This window comes from Aquibacillus sediminis (assembly GCF_005870085.1).
GTDB lineage: Bacteria > Bacillota > Bacilli > Bacillales > Amphibacillaceae > Aquibacillus_E > Aquibacillus_E sediminis.
Genome location: NZ_SZNM01000002.1, coordinates 39,109 through 53,164, shown reverse-complemented (window position 1 = coordinate 53,164; position 14,056 = coordinate 39,109). Strand labels below are relative to the sequence as shown.

Annotated in this window: 11 protein-coding genes; 1 reads left to right on the top strand and 10 read right to left on the bottom strand. The window is 37.8% G+C overall.

The genetic code is table 11. From position 1 onward, the window contains the following. Positions 1-536: 536 nt before the first annotated feature. The 4 genes from mdh to FCI53_RS02055 form a co-directional block, all read right to left on the bottom strand. Positions 537-1,475: a malate dehydrogenase gene (mdh, locus tag FCI53_RS02070; protein ID WP_138415920.1), complete on the bottom strand. Its 939-nt coding sequence runs from the start codon at positions 1,473-1,475 to the stop codon at positions 537-539. A gap of 19 nt (positions 1,476-1,494) precedes the next feature. Next, on the bottom strand, positions 1,495-2,766 hold the full coding sequence (gene icd, locus FCI53_RS02065) for an NADP-dependent isocitrate dehydrogenase (RefSeq protein WP_138415357.1): 1,272 nt from the start codon (positions 2,764-2,766) through the stop codon (positions 1,495-1,497). Positions 2,767-2,855: 89 nt separating this feature from the next. Beyond that, positions 2,856-3,971: a citrate synthase gene (gene citZ, locus FCI53_RS02060; RefSeq protein WP_138415355.1), complete on the bottom strand. Its 1,116-nt coding sequence runs from the start codon at positions 3,969-3,971 to the stop codon at positions 2,856-2,858. A 509-nt stretch (positions 3,972-4,480) separates the two neighbouring features. Continuing rightward, positions 4,481-4,945: a DUF441 domain-containing protein gene (locus tag FCI53_RS02055; protein WP_138415353.1), complete on the bottom strand. Its 465-nt coding sequence runs from the start codon at positions 4,943-4,945 to the stop codon at positions 4,481-4,483. A gap of 103 nt (positions 4,946-5,048) precedes the next feature. Between FCI53_RS02055 and ytvI the strand changes: the two genes are divergently transcribed. Then, positions 5,049-6,164, top strand: coding sequence for a sporulation integral membrane protein YtvI (gene ytvI, locus FCI53_RS02050; RefSeq protein WP_342774156.1), 1,116 nt, complete (start codon positions 5,049-5,051; stop codon positions 6,162-6,164). A 649-nt stretch (positions 6,165-6,813) separates the two neighbouring features. Here the strand turns inward: ytvI and FCI53_RS02045 are convergent. The 6 genes from FCI53_RS02045 to FCI53_RS02020 all read right to left on the bottom strand — a co-directional run bounded on the left by FCI53_RS02045 (position 6,814) and on the right by FCI53_RS02020 (position 12,940). Continuing rightward, positions 6,814-7,206, bottom strand: a complete 393-nt coding sequence (locus tag FCI53_RS02045) for an FxsA family protein (RefSeq protein WP_138415351.1) — start codon at positions 7,204-7,206, stop codon at positions 6,814-6,816. A 108-nt stretch (positions 7,207-7,314) separates the two neighbouring features. Further along, entirely contained in the window at positions 7,315-9,075 is a 1,761-nt protein-coding gene (gene pyk, locus FCI53_RS02040; protein ID WP_138415349.1) for a pyruvate kinase, read from the bottom strand. 45 nt (positions 9,076-9,120) lie between these two features. Beyond that, a complete protein-coding gene (pfkA, locus tag FCI53_RS02035) occupies positions 9,121-10,080 on the bottom strand; it encodes a 6-phosphofructokinase (protein ID WP_138415347.1) in 960 nt (319 codons plus the stop codon). 405 nt (positions 10,081-10,485) lie between these two features. Beyond that, positions 10,486-11,439 carry an acetyl-CoA carboxylase carboxyl transferase subunit alpha gene (accA, locus tag FCI53_RS02030; RefSeq protein ID WP_138415345.1) on the bottom strand — a complete coding sequence of 318 codons (954 nt, stop codon included), beginning with the start codon at positions 11,437-11,439 and terminating at the stop codon, positions 10,486-10,488. Continuing rightward, positions 11,436-12,293 (bottom strand): acetyl-CoA carboxylase, carboxyltransferase subunit beta, encoded by an 858-nt coding sequence (gene accD, locus FCI53_RS02025; protein WP_138415343.1) that lies wholly within the window; start codon positions 12,291-12,293, stop codon positions 11,436-11,438. The genes accA and accD overlap by 4 nt, the downstream gene beginning before the upstream one ends. A gap of 38 nt (positions 12,294-12,331) precedes the next feature. Further along, positions 12,332-12,940, bottom strand: coding sequence for a FadR/GntR family transcriptional regulator (locus tag FCI53_RS02020; protein WP_138415341.1), 609 nt, complete (start codon positions 12,938-12,940; stop codon positions 12,332-12,334). Between the last annotated feature and the right edge of the window lie 1,116 nt (positions 12,941-14,056).

The following is a 14,056-nucleotide window of genomic DNA, read 5'->3' as shown; positions in this document are numbered from 1 at the left end:
GCTTATTCTAGTACTCTGAAGTTTTTAGTGCTTGCTTAATGAAATCATATACTATATCTTTTTTATGTTAGTTAGCATGTTGTAACATAACCTTGCAGTAAATTCATTATTTTTTAATTTATAGAGTATTACATCTTTCACTAATCAGAGAACTTATCCCAGCGAAGGCAGAATACGAAGGCTCCTCGAAAATAAAGACCAATTTTCTTCGTGCGGTGTATTGCTGCCGAAGCCTTCCTTGTCCTATGGGAACAGCGCGAGCCGAAGATCCACTTGGTAAAGTGGTTAAGGAACACAGGCTAAGATCGCCACGTCGTGTGGCAACGCCTGCGTGACCAACATCCTGTTGGCCCGAGGCCGTGCCCATGGAAAGCGGAGTATTCTACCGAAGCGAGGTTATAACACTTGATTCATTCAGAACAAAAGTAAAGATTAGAGTCACTACAACCAACGAAACTTGTGAAGATTATACTCAATCAAATTTACTAATAAACAATAAAAAACCCTTGTCACCTATTAGTGACAAGGGTTTTTTATTATTTTAAGATCTTTATAACATCTTTCACGGATTCAGCAGATTTATCTAACGCTACTTTTTCTTCGGTTGTTAAGTCTAACTCGATAATTTCCTCTAAACCATTTCCACCAATGATGGTAGGAACTCCTAAATAAATATCAGAGTACCCATACTCGCCTTCTAAATAAGCGATACTAGGTAGAACACGTCTTTGATCTTTTAAAATTGCTTCAGCCATTACAGTTAATGAGGCGGCAGGAGCATAGTAGGCACTACCATTACCTAATAATCCTACGATTTCTCCTCCACCTTTTCTCGTTCGTTCTATAATAGCATTTAGCCTTTCTTTTGAGATCAATTTTTCTAGAGGTATTCCGCCTGCATAGGAATAACGGATTAATGGAACCATATCATCACCATGCCCACCTAAAACAAATCCAGTAATATCTTTTACTGATAGATTTAACTCTTGGGCAACGAATGTGCGGAATCTAGCCGTATCTAGTATTCCAGATTGTCCAATTACTCTATGTTTCGGAAAACCAGATTCTTTAAAGACCGCATAAGTCATAGCGTCGACTGGATTCGTTAACACAATAATGGTTGTATCTGGAGAATACTTAACAATATCCTTAGTAATTGCCTTCATAATTTTAGCATTGGTATTTACTAAATCATCACGACTCATTCCTGGTTTACGAGCGATTCCAGCCGTAATAATGACAAGATCAGAACCTTTCGTGTCTTCGTAATTTGACGTACCTATAATGTTAGCATCAAATCCTTGGACGGGACTTGCTTCTAACATATCAAGTGCTTTTCCTATCGTTGGATCTTCCATATTTGGAACATCAACTAAAACGATATCCGCTAATTCTTGTTGCGCAACCATTAGCGCCGTCGTTGCACCAGTAAATCCTGCACCAATTACGGAAACTTTCTTTCTTTTAACAGGCATAAGTTCTGATTTCATCCCCTTAGTCCATGTTCTTAATTAATTCATCACCAAATCCAGAAGTTTTAACCTCTGTAGCACCTTCCATCATACGAGCAAAATCATAAGTTACAACTTTTGAACCTATTGTTTTGTCCATTGATTTTAGGATAAGTTCTCCAGCTTCTCTCCATCCTAGGTGTTCAAGCATAAGCACACCGGATAGAATAACAGAAGATGGGTTTACTTTATCTAACCCTGCATATTTAGGTGCTGTACCATGTGTCGCTTCAAAAATTGCGTGACCTGTTTCATAGTTAATGTTTGCACCTGGTGCAATTCCTATACCACCAACTTGTGCAGCTAGTGCATCTGAAACATAGTCCCCATTTAAATTCATTGTAGCAACTACATCAAATTCACGCGGACGGGTAAGGATTTGTTGAAGGAAAATATCAGCAATCGAATCTTTTACAATGATTTTTCCTGCTTTTTCCGCCTCATCTTGTGCTTTATTTGCAGCATCTTTTCCATCTTTTTCTACAATACGCTCCCATTCAGCCCAAGTAAACACCTTATCGCCATACTCTTTTTCAGCCACTTCATAGCCCCAGTTTTTAAATGAGCCTTCTGTAAATTTCATAATATTCCCTTTATGTACAAGCGTAACGCTTTTACGTCCCTCATTAATCGCATAATCAATCGCGGCTCGTACAAGGCGGGTTGTACCTTCTTCTGATACAGGTTTCACACCAATACCAGATGTCTCTGGGAAACGGATATTAGTTACACCCATCTCATTTTGTAAGAAATCAATTACTTTCTTCACTTCAGGTGAGCCTTGTTGCCATTCAATCCCAGCATAAATATCTTCCGTATTTTCACGGAAAATAACCATATCCGTATCTTCTGGACGTTTAACTGGTGAAGGGACACCATCAAAATAACGAACTGGACGTAGACAAGTAAATAGGTCAAGTTCTTGACGTAGTGCAACGTTTAAAGAACGGATTCCACCACCAATTGGAGTTGTCAATGGCCCCTTAATTGCAATCTTATAATCGCGAATCGTATCTAATGTTTCGGATGGTAACCATTCACCTGTACGATCATACGCTTTTTGACCTGCATAGACCTCTTTCCATTCAATTGCTTTCGTACCTTTGTATGCTTTTTCTACTGCAGCTTCAATTACACGTTTTGCTGCTGCCCAAATATCTGGTCCTGTTCCGTCCCCTTCAATGAATGGAATAACAGGAACATCTGGTACATTAATTTCTCCATTGTTTACAGTAATTTTTTCCCCTTGTGTCATTTAAAATCCTCCTAATTTTTACTTAATAATCTAGTAGTATATAAATTTATTCATAATAAAATCATGAATACCATTATTAGTTTATCATTTTATCGATTTTCAATTGAAATATATTGCTGTTTTTGTGGTCCAACATATTCTGCGCGTGGACGAATTAAACGATTATTATCATATTGTTCTAAAATATGCGCTAACCACCCTGAAAAACGACTAATCGCAAATATAGGTGTGAATAAGTCGTGATCTATACCTAAGCTGTGGTATACGGATGCAGAATAAAAGTCTACATTTGCAGGCAAGCCCTTTTCAGCTTTTATATATTCTTCAATTTCAACAGACATGTTATACCATTTTGGTTGTCCTGTTAATTCTGTCAATTCTTTTGACATCTTTTTTAAATGTTTCGCACGTGGATCACCTGTTCGATAAACACGATGCCCCATTCCCATGATTTTTTCTTTATTGGCCATTTTTTCTCGGATATATGGAATTGCGTTTTCCACCTCACCGATTTCTGTTAGCATTTTCATAACACGTTCATTTGCGCCTCCGTGAAGCGGTCCTTTAAGCGCTCCAATTGCAGCCGTAATTCCAGAATAAACATCTGAAAGAGTAGCAACACATACACGCGATGTAAAGGTAGAGGCATTTAATTCATGGTCAGCATGAAGAATCAACGCTTTGTTAATCGCTTCCTCTTCTACATCTTTAGGCAGTCTACCATTTAGCATGTATAAAAAGTTGGCTGCATAGCTTAAATCACTTTTTGGAGATACAGGTTCCTTATTATCTCGTATACGTGCAAATGCTGCAACAATTGTGGAAATCTTTGCTTGTAGTCGAATTGCTTTGCGGTAATTTGCGTCTTGATCCATTTCATCTGCTTCAGGGTCAAACAACCCTAATAAAGAGACAGCTGTCCTCAATGCTGCCATCGGATGAACGGTCGTGAGATCATATGATTTAAGATGTTCAATAACTTCTTTTGGAAGTTCCATTGCAGACATCAGTTCTTCTTTAAGTTTTGCCAATTCCTCTTTATTTGGAAGTCTCTTGTTCCATAATAGAAAAATAACTTCCTCAAAACTAGAATTCTCAGCAAGGTCATCAATGTTGTAACCGACATACGTTAATTGGTCGTCAATAATGGAACTAATTGATGATTGCGTTGCAATAACCCCTTCTAGACCTTTGGTAATCGCCATCATATCCCTCTCCTTTTCTTCTTACCTTTTCCTATACGCTAATTAAGAAAGTGAAAATTAACATAAAGAAATCGGCATTATTTATTTAGGTCAAAAGTAACTCAATCATTTCTATTTACTTTTGATCATCCCCATTACCAATTATAAATTATTTCGAATTGTTTGTGAAATGAAACCGATTAAATTATTGAAAACGATTTAAAATAGTTGTCATTCGAGATTCATTTCTGACTTTAGATAAACTTCGATAGATTATGCTTTATCCACTAAAAAACTTTATTTACTTATGTAGAATCGGCGGAATCACAATTCAATAAGACATGATTTCTAAAAGGATGGTTGTGGCATCAGGGGGCACTTGATCCCCCTTCGCTCTTCTCTCAACTACATAGTACCACAGATTGTTACATAAAGGTTGTAGCAATGGTGTCGATGTCACTACTAACTATTACTATTCAAAACTTGTTAAATATAGTAGAGAAATTTTTGAGGAAGTTGAAAAGACTGATTTAACCGACAAAAAAATCAACCATTCTCATACACATATAGGCAATCCCCGCCCCAATTAATGGCCCAACCGCAACTCCTTGAAAAAATACAACCGCTAATATGGTCCCTAATACTAATGCAGTTGTTAGATGTGGGTCATCAGCTAGTAAGGTTAATCCATTTTTAGCTATTAATGCGACAAACATGCCTGCGCCTAACGCAATCCAAGCATAATATGATTTCACACTATCCATTAATTGTTTAAAACCGATTTCTCCTGTTGCAATTGGCACAAGCACAGCAATGGTTATGATGGTTACTCCCCATCCTATACCTTTTTCTTGAAAATATGGAAAAACTTTATCATCTAATTTAAATAATTGTAAGCCTATTAACACATAAACAGCAATCATAATTGATTGGTTTTTTCCTATATATCCTAGTAGGAATAAAATAAGTAAAAATATCGTAGATTGATTAAACATACTTGTTCCTCCATACATAAGCGCCTTTCTTTGATGTCTCTTCAATTAATAGTACCACATAAAAGTAGCTAATGAAAAATATATTAGTTATGAGAGGATGAATATGATGACCCAAACGACATTATATCGATTGTTACGTTTAATGATTGTATTAACCGTGATAATTTTCACTTGCTTTACATTGTTTTATATTACGCAATATACCTATCCATTTATGATCGCGCTTATCCTTGCTTTTATGATTAATCCAATAGTTAACTTTATTGAACGTAAGCTTCATTTAAACAGAGCGTTTGCCGTATTAATAGCTATTTGTTTAGTATTAGCACTCATCATAAGTACGATTACAATTCTAATCGTGGAGTTGATTAATGGTACCACGTATTTAGCAGAACATATTCCAGCACATTTCAAATTACTAATCATTTTTTTTCAAGATTTTATTACCCAGCATGTGATCCCAATCTATCAAAATCTAGCAACCCTATTAAACACACTTGAACCATCCCAACAAGATGCCATATTAACGAATATCCAAAATATTGGTGAGGAAATTGCTTCAACCGGGGCCATTGTAATACGTAATACTTTACAAACGATCCATAGCCTATTAGGGAATTTACCTAGTTATGTAACGGTGCTAGTTTTTTCATTATTAGGAACATTTTTTATTAGCAAAGATTGGTACAAGTTTACAAATTTATTCACTAGATTAGCGCCAGCTCCCGTGACGAATTCAAGTAAGGATGTATTAAACGGCCTCAAAAAAGCACTATTCGGATTTGTGAAAGCACAAATAACCCTAATTACGATTACTGCAGTCATTGTGTGGATTGGACTAATAATCTTACGGGTTGATTATGCGATAACGATCGCGATCATTGCTGGATTCATCGACCTACTCCCTTATTTGGGAACTGGTCTTGTATTTATTCCATGGATATTGTATATGTTTTTTTCTGGTAACTTTTACTTAACGATAGGTCTATCCATTTTGTACATTACCATCGTTGTTCAACGTCAGTTAATGGAACCAAAAGTGTTATCTACTAATATTGGTTTAAATCCTTTAGCTACTTTAATTGCATTATTTGCCGGGTTTCAACTTTGGGGTTTAGCTGGACTAATCATTGGACCGGTCCTCGTTGTGGTTATCAACACTTTTTATCAAACAGGTGTGTTTGCACAGTTATGGGGCTATATAAAAGGGGAAGAATAAAGCATTCTTAGCAAAATATTTGCAACTCATTAATGCATATTTGCTGTATTATGCGACATAACTGCACATGACTTTCGCCCATTCTTACTCAAGTTAGTGCTAAAACGGCGCTGCGGAAATACACTCCGCTTTTTTCAGTACTCTGAAGTTTTATAGTGCTTTGCTTAATAAAATCATATGCTATTTCTTTTTATGTTTATTAGCATGTTGTAATATAACCTTGCACCAAATTCTTTATTTTTGGATCTATAAAGTATTACATCTATCACTAATCATAAAACTTATACCAGCGAAGGCAGAATACGTAGACTCCTCGAAAATAAAGTCCAATTTTCTTCGTGCGATGTATCACTGTCGAAGCCTTCCTTGTCCTATGCGAACAGCGCGAGCCGAAGATCCACTTGGATTAAGGAACGTAGGCTAAGTTCGCCACGTCCTGTGGCAACGCCTGCGTGGCCAACATCCTGTTGGCCCGAGGCCGTGCCCATGGAAAGCGTAGTATTCTGCCGCAGCGATGGTATATCACTTATTTCTATCAGAATAGTAGAGAGCACAATTACGAAGGTTATGTCGCATAATACAGCTTATGTGCGATACTGCAATAAAAAAAACTGATATGTATAATATCAGTTTTTGTTTCCATTTAAGGTTACCTTTTATATATCGTAATCGTACCACGATCCATCATTTGTCTAAGGATTGCTTGTAACCAACTTTTAATTGGTCTTCTTGTAGTCGGTAATAGCAAAGCAAAACCAAGTGCATCGGTTATAAACCCTGGTGTTAACAGTACTGCTGCACCAATTAAGATACAAATACCATCGAATATTTCTTCATGTGGCAATTGGCCATAGGCAACAGAATCTTGAGCTCTTCGAATTGTTTCAAGTCCTTGATATTTAGCAAGCCATGCACCTAATACACCGGTTGAAATAATGAGCAACACTACCCACCATGGTCCTATTTTCCCACCAGCCCAGACCAAAACGCCAATTTCTAAGGCAGGAACAATTAATACGAGAAGTAAAATCCAGCGAAACATAATACTAGTACTCCCCCTTTCTACTCTATATAGCCTATCTATATTGTATACAACCGGAAACGAAAAAAGAAGGGGTTGTCTCCCCTTCTTTTTTTCGAATCACATTAATTATAGCACACCTGCATGTCCATTATAGATATCACCTTTGCTTGCATCAATCGTTATATCTGTTCCATCTTTAATCGTATCGACTGCTTTTTCAACCCCTACGATTACTGGGATACCAAGACTTAACCCAACTACAGCTGCGTGAGATGTTAGTCCACCAGCTTCCGTAACAATTCCACTTGCTTTTTCAATGGCAGGCATCATATCTTTGTCCGTACCATAGGTTACAATAATGTCATCTTCTTGTACTTTTGTTTTAGCTTCTTCTGCATTTTTTACAACTACAGCTTTGCCATAGCTACTACCTTTACCAACACCTTGTCCTTTTGCAAGTACATCACCAATGATATGAACTTTCATTAAGTTGGTTGTACCACTTTCTCCAACAGGAACACCTGCAGTAATAATCACACGATCGCCTCGCTTGAAGTATCCTGTTGAAAGACCACGGTCAATGGCTACATCTAACACATCATCAGTAGAATGTGCTAATTGCCCCAGAATCGTTTGCACGCCCCATACTAATGACAGGCGACGACTTACTCGTTCATCATACGTAACTGCAATAATTGGTGCTTTAGGACGATATTTTGAAATCATACGCGCTGTATGACCACTTACAGTTGGTGTTAATAACGCATTCACATCAAGGTTCATTGCTGAATGATTAACAGATTGGCTAATCGCATCTGTAATGGTCATATCACTCGTTTTGGAGCGAATGTCAAGAATTGCTTTATGATCAATACCAGTTTCAGCTTTTGTTGCAATATTGCTCATCGTTTGAACCGCTTCAACAGGATAATCCCCTGCTGCTGTTTCCCCTGAAAGCATAATGGCATCCGTTCCATCGAATATAGCATTTGCTACGTCAGATGCTTCTGCTCTTGTTGGTCTTGGATTTCGTTGCATTGAATCTAACATTTGTGTTGCAGTAATAACTGGCTTACCTGCAATGTTACATTGCTCAATTAAGTCTTTTTGCACTAGTGGTACATCCTCAGGTGGGATTTCTACCCCTAGGTCACCTCGAGCAACCATTAGCCCGTCACTTACTTGTAAGATGGACTCAATATTGTCGACACCCTCTTGGTTTTCAATCTTAGGAATAATATTAATTGATGTCGCATTATTTTCCTCAAGTAATTCTCTAATTTCTAATACGTCAGATGAACGACGTACAAATGATGCAGCTATAAAGTCAACATCTTGCTCAATACCAAACTTAATATCAGCGGCGTCCTTCTCTGTGATACCCGGTAGGTTCACACTTACATTTGGTACGTTAACACCTTTTTTATTTTTCAACAGTCCAGAGTTTAATGCGACCGTTTTTAGTTCATTTTTATCTTTCAAAATCTCTTGAACTTCTAGCTCAATTAAACCATCATCTAATAAAAGTTTTGAACCTTCATGTACATCCTCAATCAACTGCGGATATGTTACAGAGATACGTTCTGCTGTTCCCTCGATATCTTCCATAGAAACATATACCGTGTCGCCTTTATTTAAATATGCTTCCCCATCTTTTAACGTTCCTGTTCTAATCTCTGGACCTTTTGTATCTAAAAGAATCGCAACAGTTTTACCTGTTTGTTGTGCTGCTTGACGTATATTTTTAATACGTTCACCATGTTCATCAAAATCACCATGGGAAAAGTTTAGTCTTGCAACATTCATTCCCGCATCAATTAATTGAACCAATTTGTCTACTGATTCTGATGCTGGTCCTATTGTACATACAATCTTAGTTCGTCTCATTAAAAATTTCCTCCTTATTTCTCTACATCCACTTGTGTAACTTAACTATATTGATAATTCATTAGCAAGCTTATACATATCTAAGTTAAGGGTGTGCTTTTGTGACAATGCTTCGGTTATATCATGATCGACTAGCTCATTTTTTTGAATGCCAACCACTCTCCCTGCCTTCCCAGCAAGCAATAAATCTACTGCACTAGCACCTAAGCGACTTCCTAACACACGATCAAAACCAGTTGGTGATCCACCACGTTGAATATGCCCTAAAATGGTAACTCTTGTATCCATGTTCGTCGCTTCTTCAATCGCCTTTCCATACTCAACACCACTGCCAACACCTTCAGCTAAGAGAATAATACTATGTTTCTTCCCTCGCTCTTGACCTCTTTTTAATTTTTGGACAACATTTTCTAAATCTTCCACTTGTTCTGGAATCAATATACTTTCTGCACCATCCGCTAAACCTGCCCATAGTGCTAGATCACCAGCATCTCGTCCCATTACTTCCACTACATATGTACGTTCATGTGACGTTGCTGTATCACGAATTTTGTCAATTGCTTCAATAACTGTATTTAATGCCGTATCAAAACCGATTGTAAAATCAGTTCCTGGGATATCATTATCGATTGTTCCTGGAACACCTATACACGGATACCCTTTTTCTGTTAATTTCTTTGCTCCTTGAAAAGAACCATCTCCACCAATAACAATAAGTCCTTCAATACCAACTTCATTCAATTGCTCAATCGCAATTTGTTGACCCTCTTCTGTTTTGAATTTTTCCGAACGAGCAGTATATAGCATCGTACCACCACGTTGGATAATATCACCAACAGATCCTAGCTCCATCTTTTTTATATTACCTTCCATTAATCCTTGAAACCCATTATAGATTCCATATACCTCGATTTCATGGAAAAGAGCTTTTCGCACAACAGCACGTATCGCTGCATTCATGCCTGGAGCATCGCCACCACTAGTTAAGATACCAATCTTCTTCATATATGTTTTCACCTCTATTTTAAAGATTACCCCTATTATCTTTCTCCCCATAAATTGACAAATTCAAACAAATTTTACCACCAAATTAGATTATACATCAATGCCTAAAAAAACACATCCTAAAATCTTACAATTTTAGTTCAAACTTTTCTTCTTTACACAATTTACCCTTGTCAAAGCTTTGACAAGGGTAAGTCATATACAAATTACTTGAAATGGACTCTATACTGAAACTCGATCAGTGAGAAAGACTGTCGTCCCCACTGATTGATTACAACACAAGGAGAGATCCGCAGGCCCCTTGAACAGATTCAGACATTTACTCGCAGTTATCCCACATTACCTCATTGGTTTTACCTCGTAAGCTTAAAGTGTGGGTCCTAATGCCGATCACATGCGGATAAATTAGTTACTTAGCTCACCTATTTGTTTATATTTTTCCCATCTATGCTCAAGTAATTCTTCCGTATTTAAGTTTTTTAATTTTGCTAAAGAATCTTGTAAGACAGCATCGATTAATTCTGATTGTTGTTGCACACTTCGATGTGCTCCACCTCTAGGTTCAGCAATCACTTCATCAATCACGCCAAGTTCTTGTAAATCATAGGATGTGATTTTTAATGACTCTGCTGCACGTTGCGCAAGAGCAGCATCCTTCCATAAAATCGTCGCCGCGCCTTCTGGTGAAATGACAGAATAAGTAGAGTTTTCAAGCATGTGAACATGATCACCAATACCTAGGCCTAGTGCTCCACCACTTCCACCTTCACCAATAACAATACAAATGATGGGTACATGTAAACCAGACATTTCCATCAGATTCCGGGCAATTGCTTCACTTTGACCACGCTCTTCGGCTGCTTTACCAGGATACGCACCTTTCGTATCAATAAAAGTCACAATTGGTCGGTTAAATTTATCAGCTTGGTGCATATGGCGCAATGCCTTCCGATACCCTTCAGGATGTGGCATACCAAAGTTTCGATTAAGGTTCTCTTTCGTATCTTTTCCACGCTGATGACCTATAATGGTAACAGGCTCTCCTTTATATTTCCCAATTCCTGTAACAATCGCTTCATCATCACCAAATAAGCGATCCCCATGGAATTCAATAAAATCTGTAAAGAGATAGTCAACATAATCAAGTGTTGTGGGACGATCAGAATGTCTGGCGATTTGCACCCTGTTCCACGGACTCAAATTACCATATATATCCTCTTCAAGCTTCTCTAAACGACTTTCTAATGTCGTAATCTCTTTGGATAAATCGATGTCACTAGCTTTTGTCATCTCTTTTAAATCTTGTATTTTGTCACGTAATTCTAGTACAGGCTTCTCAAATTCTAACACTTGTTTCACGATTTACCCCCCTGTGGCTGATGAAGGTCAAGTAATGTCGTAAATAAATCTTTCATTTCATCTCTCGGTACTACTTTATCCACTTGTCCATGTTTCAACTGAAATTCAGCCGTTTGAAAATCATCTGGTAACTTTTCTCTAATAGTTTGTTCAATAATACGTCGACCTGCAAATCCAATTAATGCTCCTGGTTCAGCAAAATTATAGTCACCTAAGGAGGCAAAACTTGCAGATACACCACCAGTAGTTGGATTTGTCATAACAGAAATCATTAATCCACCTGACCGGCTAAACCTTTGTACTGCAACAGACGTTTTTCCCATTTGCATCAAACTAAGTACACCTTCCTGCATTCTAGCTCCGCCCGATGCTGTGAAAATAATAAATGGAAGGGATTGTTCTCGAGCATTTTCGATAGCTCGTGCTATTTTTTCACCAACAACCGAACCCATGCTCCCCATTCTAAACCGTTTATCCATGACCGCAATCGCTGTTTCATAACCATCAATTTTGCCTTTTCCTGTCACAACAGCTTCATTTAAGCTCGTTTTCTTTCTATCCTTTTCCAACTTTTGTTCATAATCTGGAAATTGAAGCGGGTTTTTGGATAGTAATTCTTGATCCCATTGTTGGAAAGTCCCTTCATCAATCAAACTATCAATACGCTCAAATGCTGTCAGCTGATGATGGTACCCACAATTAGGACATACATTTAAGTTTTTCTTCATTTCTTTTCTGTAATATATTTTTTTGCAACCATGACATTTTTTCATTAACCCTTCAGGAACGTCTTGTTTAGCTTCCTCTCTTGGGATTGATGCATACCTTTTTTTCTTAAAGAAATCTTTCAACAAGAGATAGTCCTCCTTTTACGCAAACCTCTATTCTTAAATCAATTTAGACTAAGGTTATTAAATAAATCTTCTATGTTCTCCAACTGTTGGTTTTTATAGATGATGAGCAACTTATGATAAAATTCATCATTATAGTCATACTCATTAATGGTATGGGAGAACTGTTCCATTACTTCCCAAATCTTTTGTAATAAATAGTTATCTGCTAGACTAAAAATAATCGAAAAGAATGCGTAGTGCTTTTGTTGTTGATTTTGTTCTTGATGCAACACAGTTTGTAATCCCTCTATGTTTTTCTGATCCATACTTTGAATTGCTAATTTAACAGCCTCTTTTTCAAGTATTCGTTTTGATAGCAATATCTCCTGTTTTGATTTCGGCTCCTGCAAAATAAATGATGCTAACAATTCAACTAAATGATAAGTGCGGTAAGTCCGTAAAAAAGTTCCTTCTCCTCTACGTGTTTCAATTAACCCTAATAATTCAATCGCACGTAAAGCTTCACGAACAGAAGATCTACCTGCATTTAGTTGTTCTGCAAGTTCCCGCTCTGATGGTAAGCGATCACCAGGTGATAGTTTTTTATTATAAATTAAAGTTTGTATTTGTTTTAAGACCTCTTCATAAACCTTCACTTTTGTGGACATTTATGTAACGATCACCCTTCATGCGGAGTTGTTTCTTTAATGAATTAGCAATGTTTAGCTTCCATTATAATCAAAATAAATAAAGATATTCTTAACGCTCGTTAACCAATCAATAATCTTCCTAATTGGTCAGACCACCTAGCTATTACATTATATCAGATGCTCATTCCATGTAAAGTAGCGTAAATAAATCTACCAATTTTCGGCAACATCTCCTATTGTTTGAGATTTTGTTCACATGGACGGTGTGCACTTTCGTAATCGATACATACACCTATCTGTATCTCATAAAGTGAAGCTTCAATCAGTGGGGGTTTTTGCCCTTCCCCCACTGATTGTTAGTTGAACGAATCGGGGTGTTAGCGTCCGTTTACTCCCTTTTAAACATTTTCAGTTTACTTTCATGTTTATGAAGAGGGAGTATTACGGACGGTTGCACCGGGATAAAAAACTGTTCAAAAGAAGCGTTTTGGTGAAACATAAGCTGTATTATACGACATTTCTCCACATGACTTCCGTCCATTCTTAATAAGATTAGTGCTGAACGGCGCTGCGGCAATACACTACGCTTTCCACGGGCGGCTGATGAGCTCCTCGCTCGTCCCTCGCTGCGGGGTCTCACCTATGATGAATTAAGGACCACAGGCTAAAACCGTCCTTGTCGGACAACGCCTGCATGACCCTCGTCGGGCCTCGGGAGTCTCCGTGTATTGCCTCCGCTGTTGGTGAGCTATGAATTTTTATAGAAAGTGGCTTAATTGCTTTAATGCTAATGATGCGCTTAGAGCATAACGTTGTATACAATATTGCCTTTACCGATCTACAATCTTATAAATCAGAAAACTTATACCAGCGAAGGCAGAATACGGAGACTCCTCGAAAATAAAGTACAATTTTCTTCGTGCGAAGTATCGCTGCCGAAGCCTTCCTTGTCCTATGGGAACAGCGCGAGCCGAAGATCCACTTGGTAAAGGAACCTAGGCTAAGATCGTCACGTCCTGTGACAACGCCTGCGTGACCAACATCCTGTTGGCCCGAGGCCGTGCCCATGGAAAGCATAGTATTCTGCCTTAGCGATGGTATAAACACTCGCTGCAATCAGAATTAAATTTTTAC

Coding starts and splice junctions, on each gene's coding strand:
- mdh (WP_138415920.1), bottom strand. CDS start 1,475: ATGCCTGTTAAAAGAAAGAAAGTTTCCGTAATTGGTGCAGGATTTACT.
- icd (WP_138415357.1), bottom strand. CDS start 2,766: ATGACACAAGGGGAAAAAATTACTGTAAACAATGGAGAAATTAATGTA.
- FCI53_RS02045 (WP_138415351.1), bottom strand. CDS start 7,206: ATGTTTCGCTGGATTTTACTTCTCGTATTAATTGTTCCTGCCTTAGAA.
- ytvI (WP_342774156.1), top strand. CDS start 5,049: ATGATGACCCAAACGACATTATATCGATTGTTACGTTTAATGATTGTA.
- pfkA (WP_138415347.1), bottom strand. CDS start 10,080: ATGAAGAAGATTGGTATCTTAACTAGTGGTGGCGATGCTCCAGGCATG.
- citZ (WP_138415355.1), bottom strand. CDS start 3,971: ATGGCGATTACCAAAGGTCTAGAAGGGGTTATTGCAACGCAATCATCA.
- FCI53_RS02055 (WP_138415353.1), bottom strand. CDS start 4,945: ATGTTTAATCAATCTACGATATTTTTACTTATTTTATTCCTACTAGGA.
- FCI53_RS02020 (WP_138415341.1), bottom strand. CDS start 12,940: ATGTCCACAAAAGTGAAGGTTTATGAAGAGGTCTTAAAACAAATACAA.
- pyk (WP_138415349.1), bottom strand. CDS start 9,075: ATGAGACGAACTAAGATTGTATGTACAATAGGACCAGCATCAGAATCA.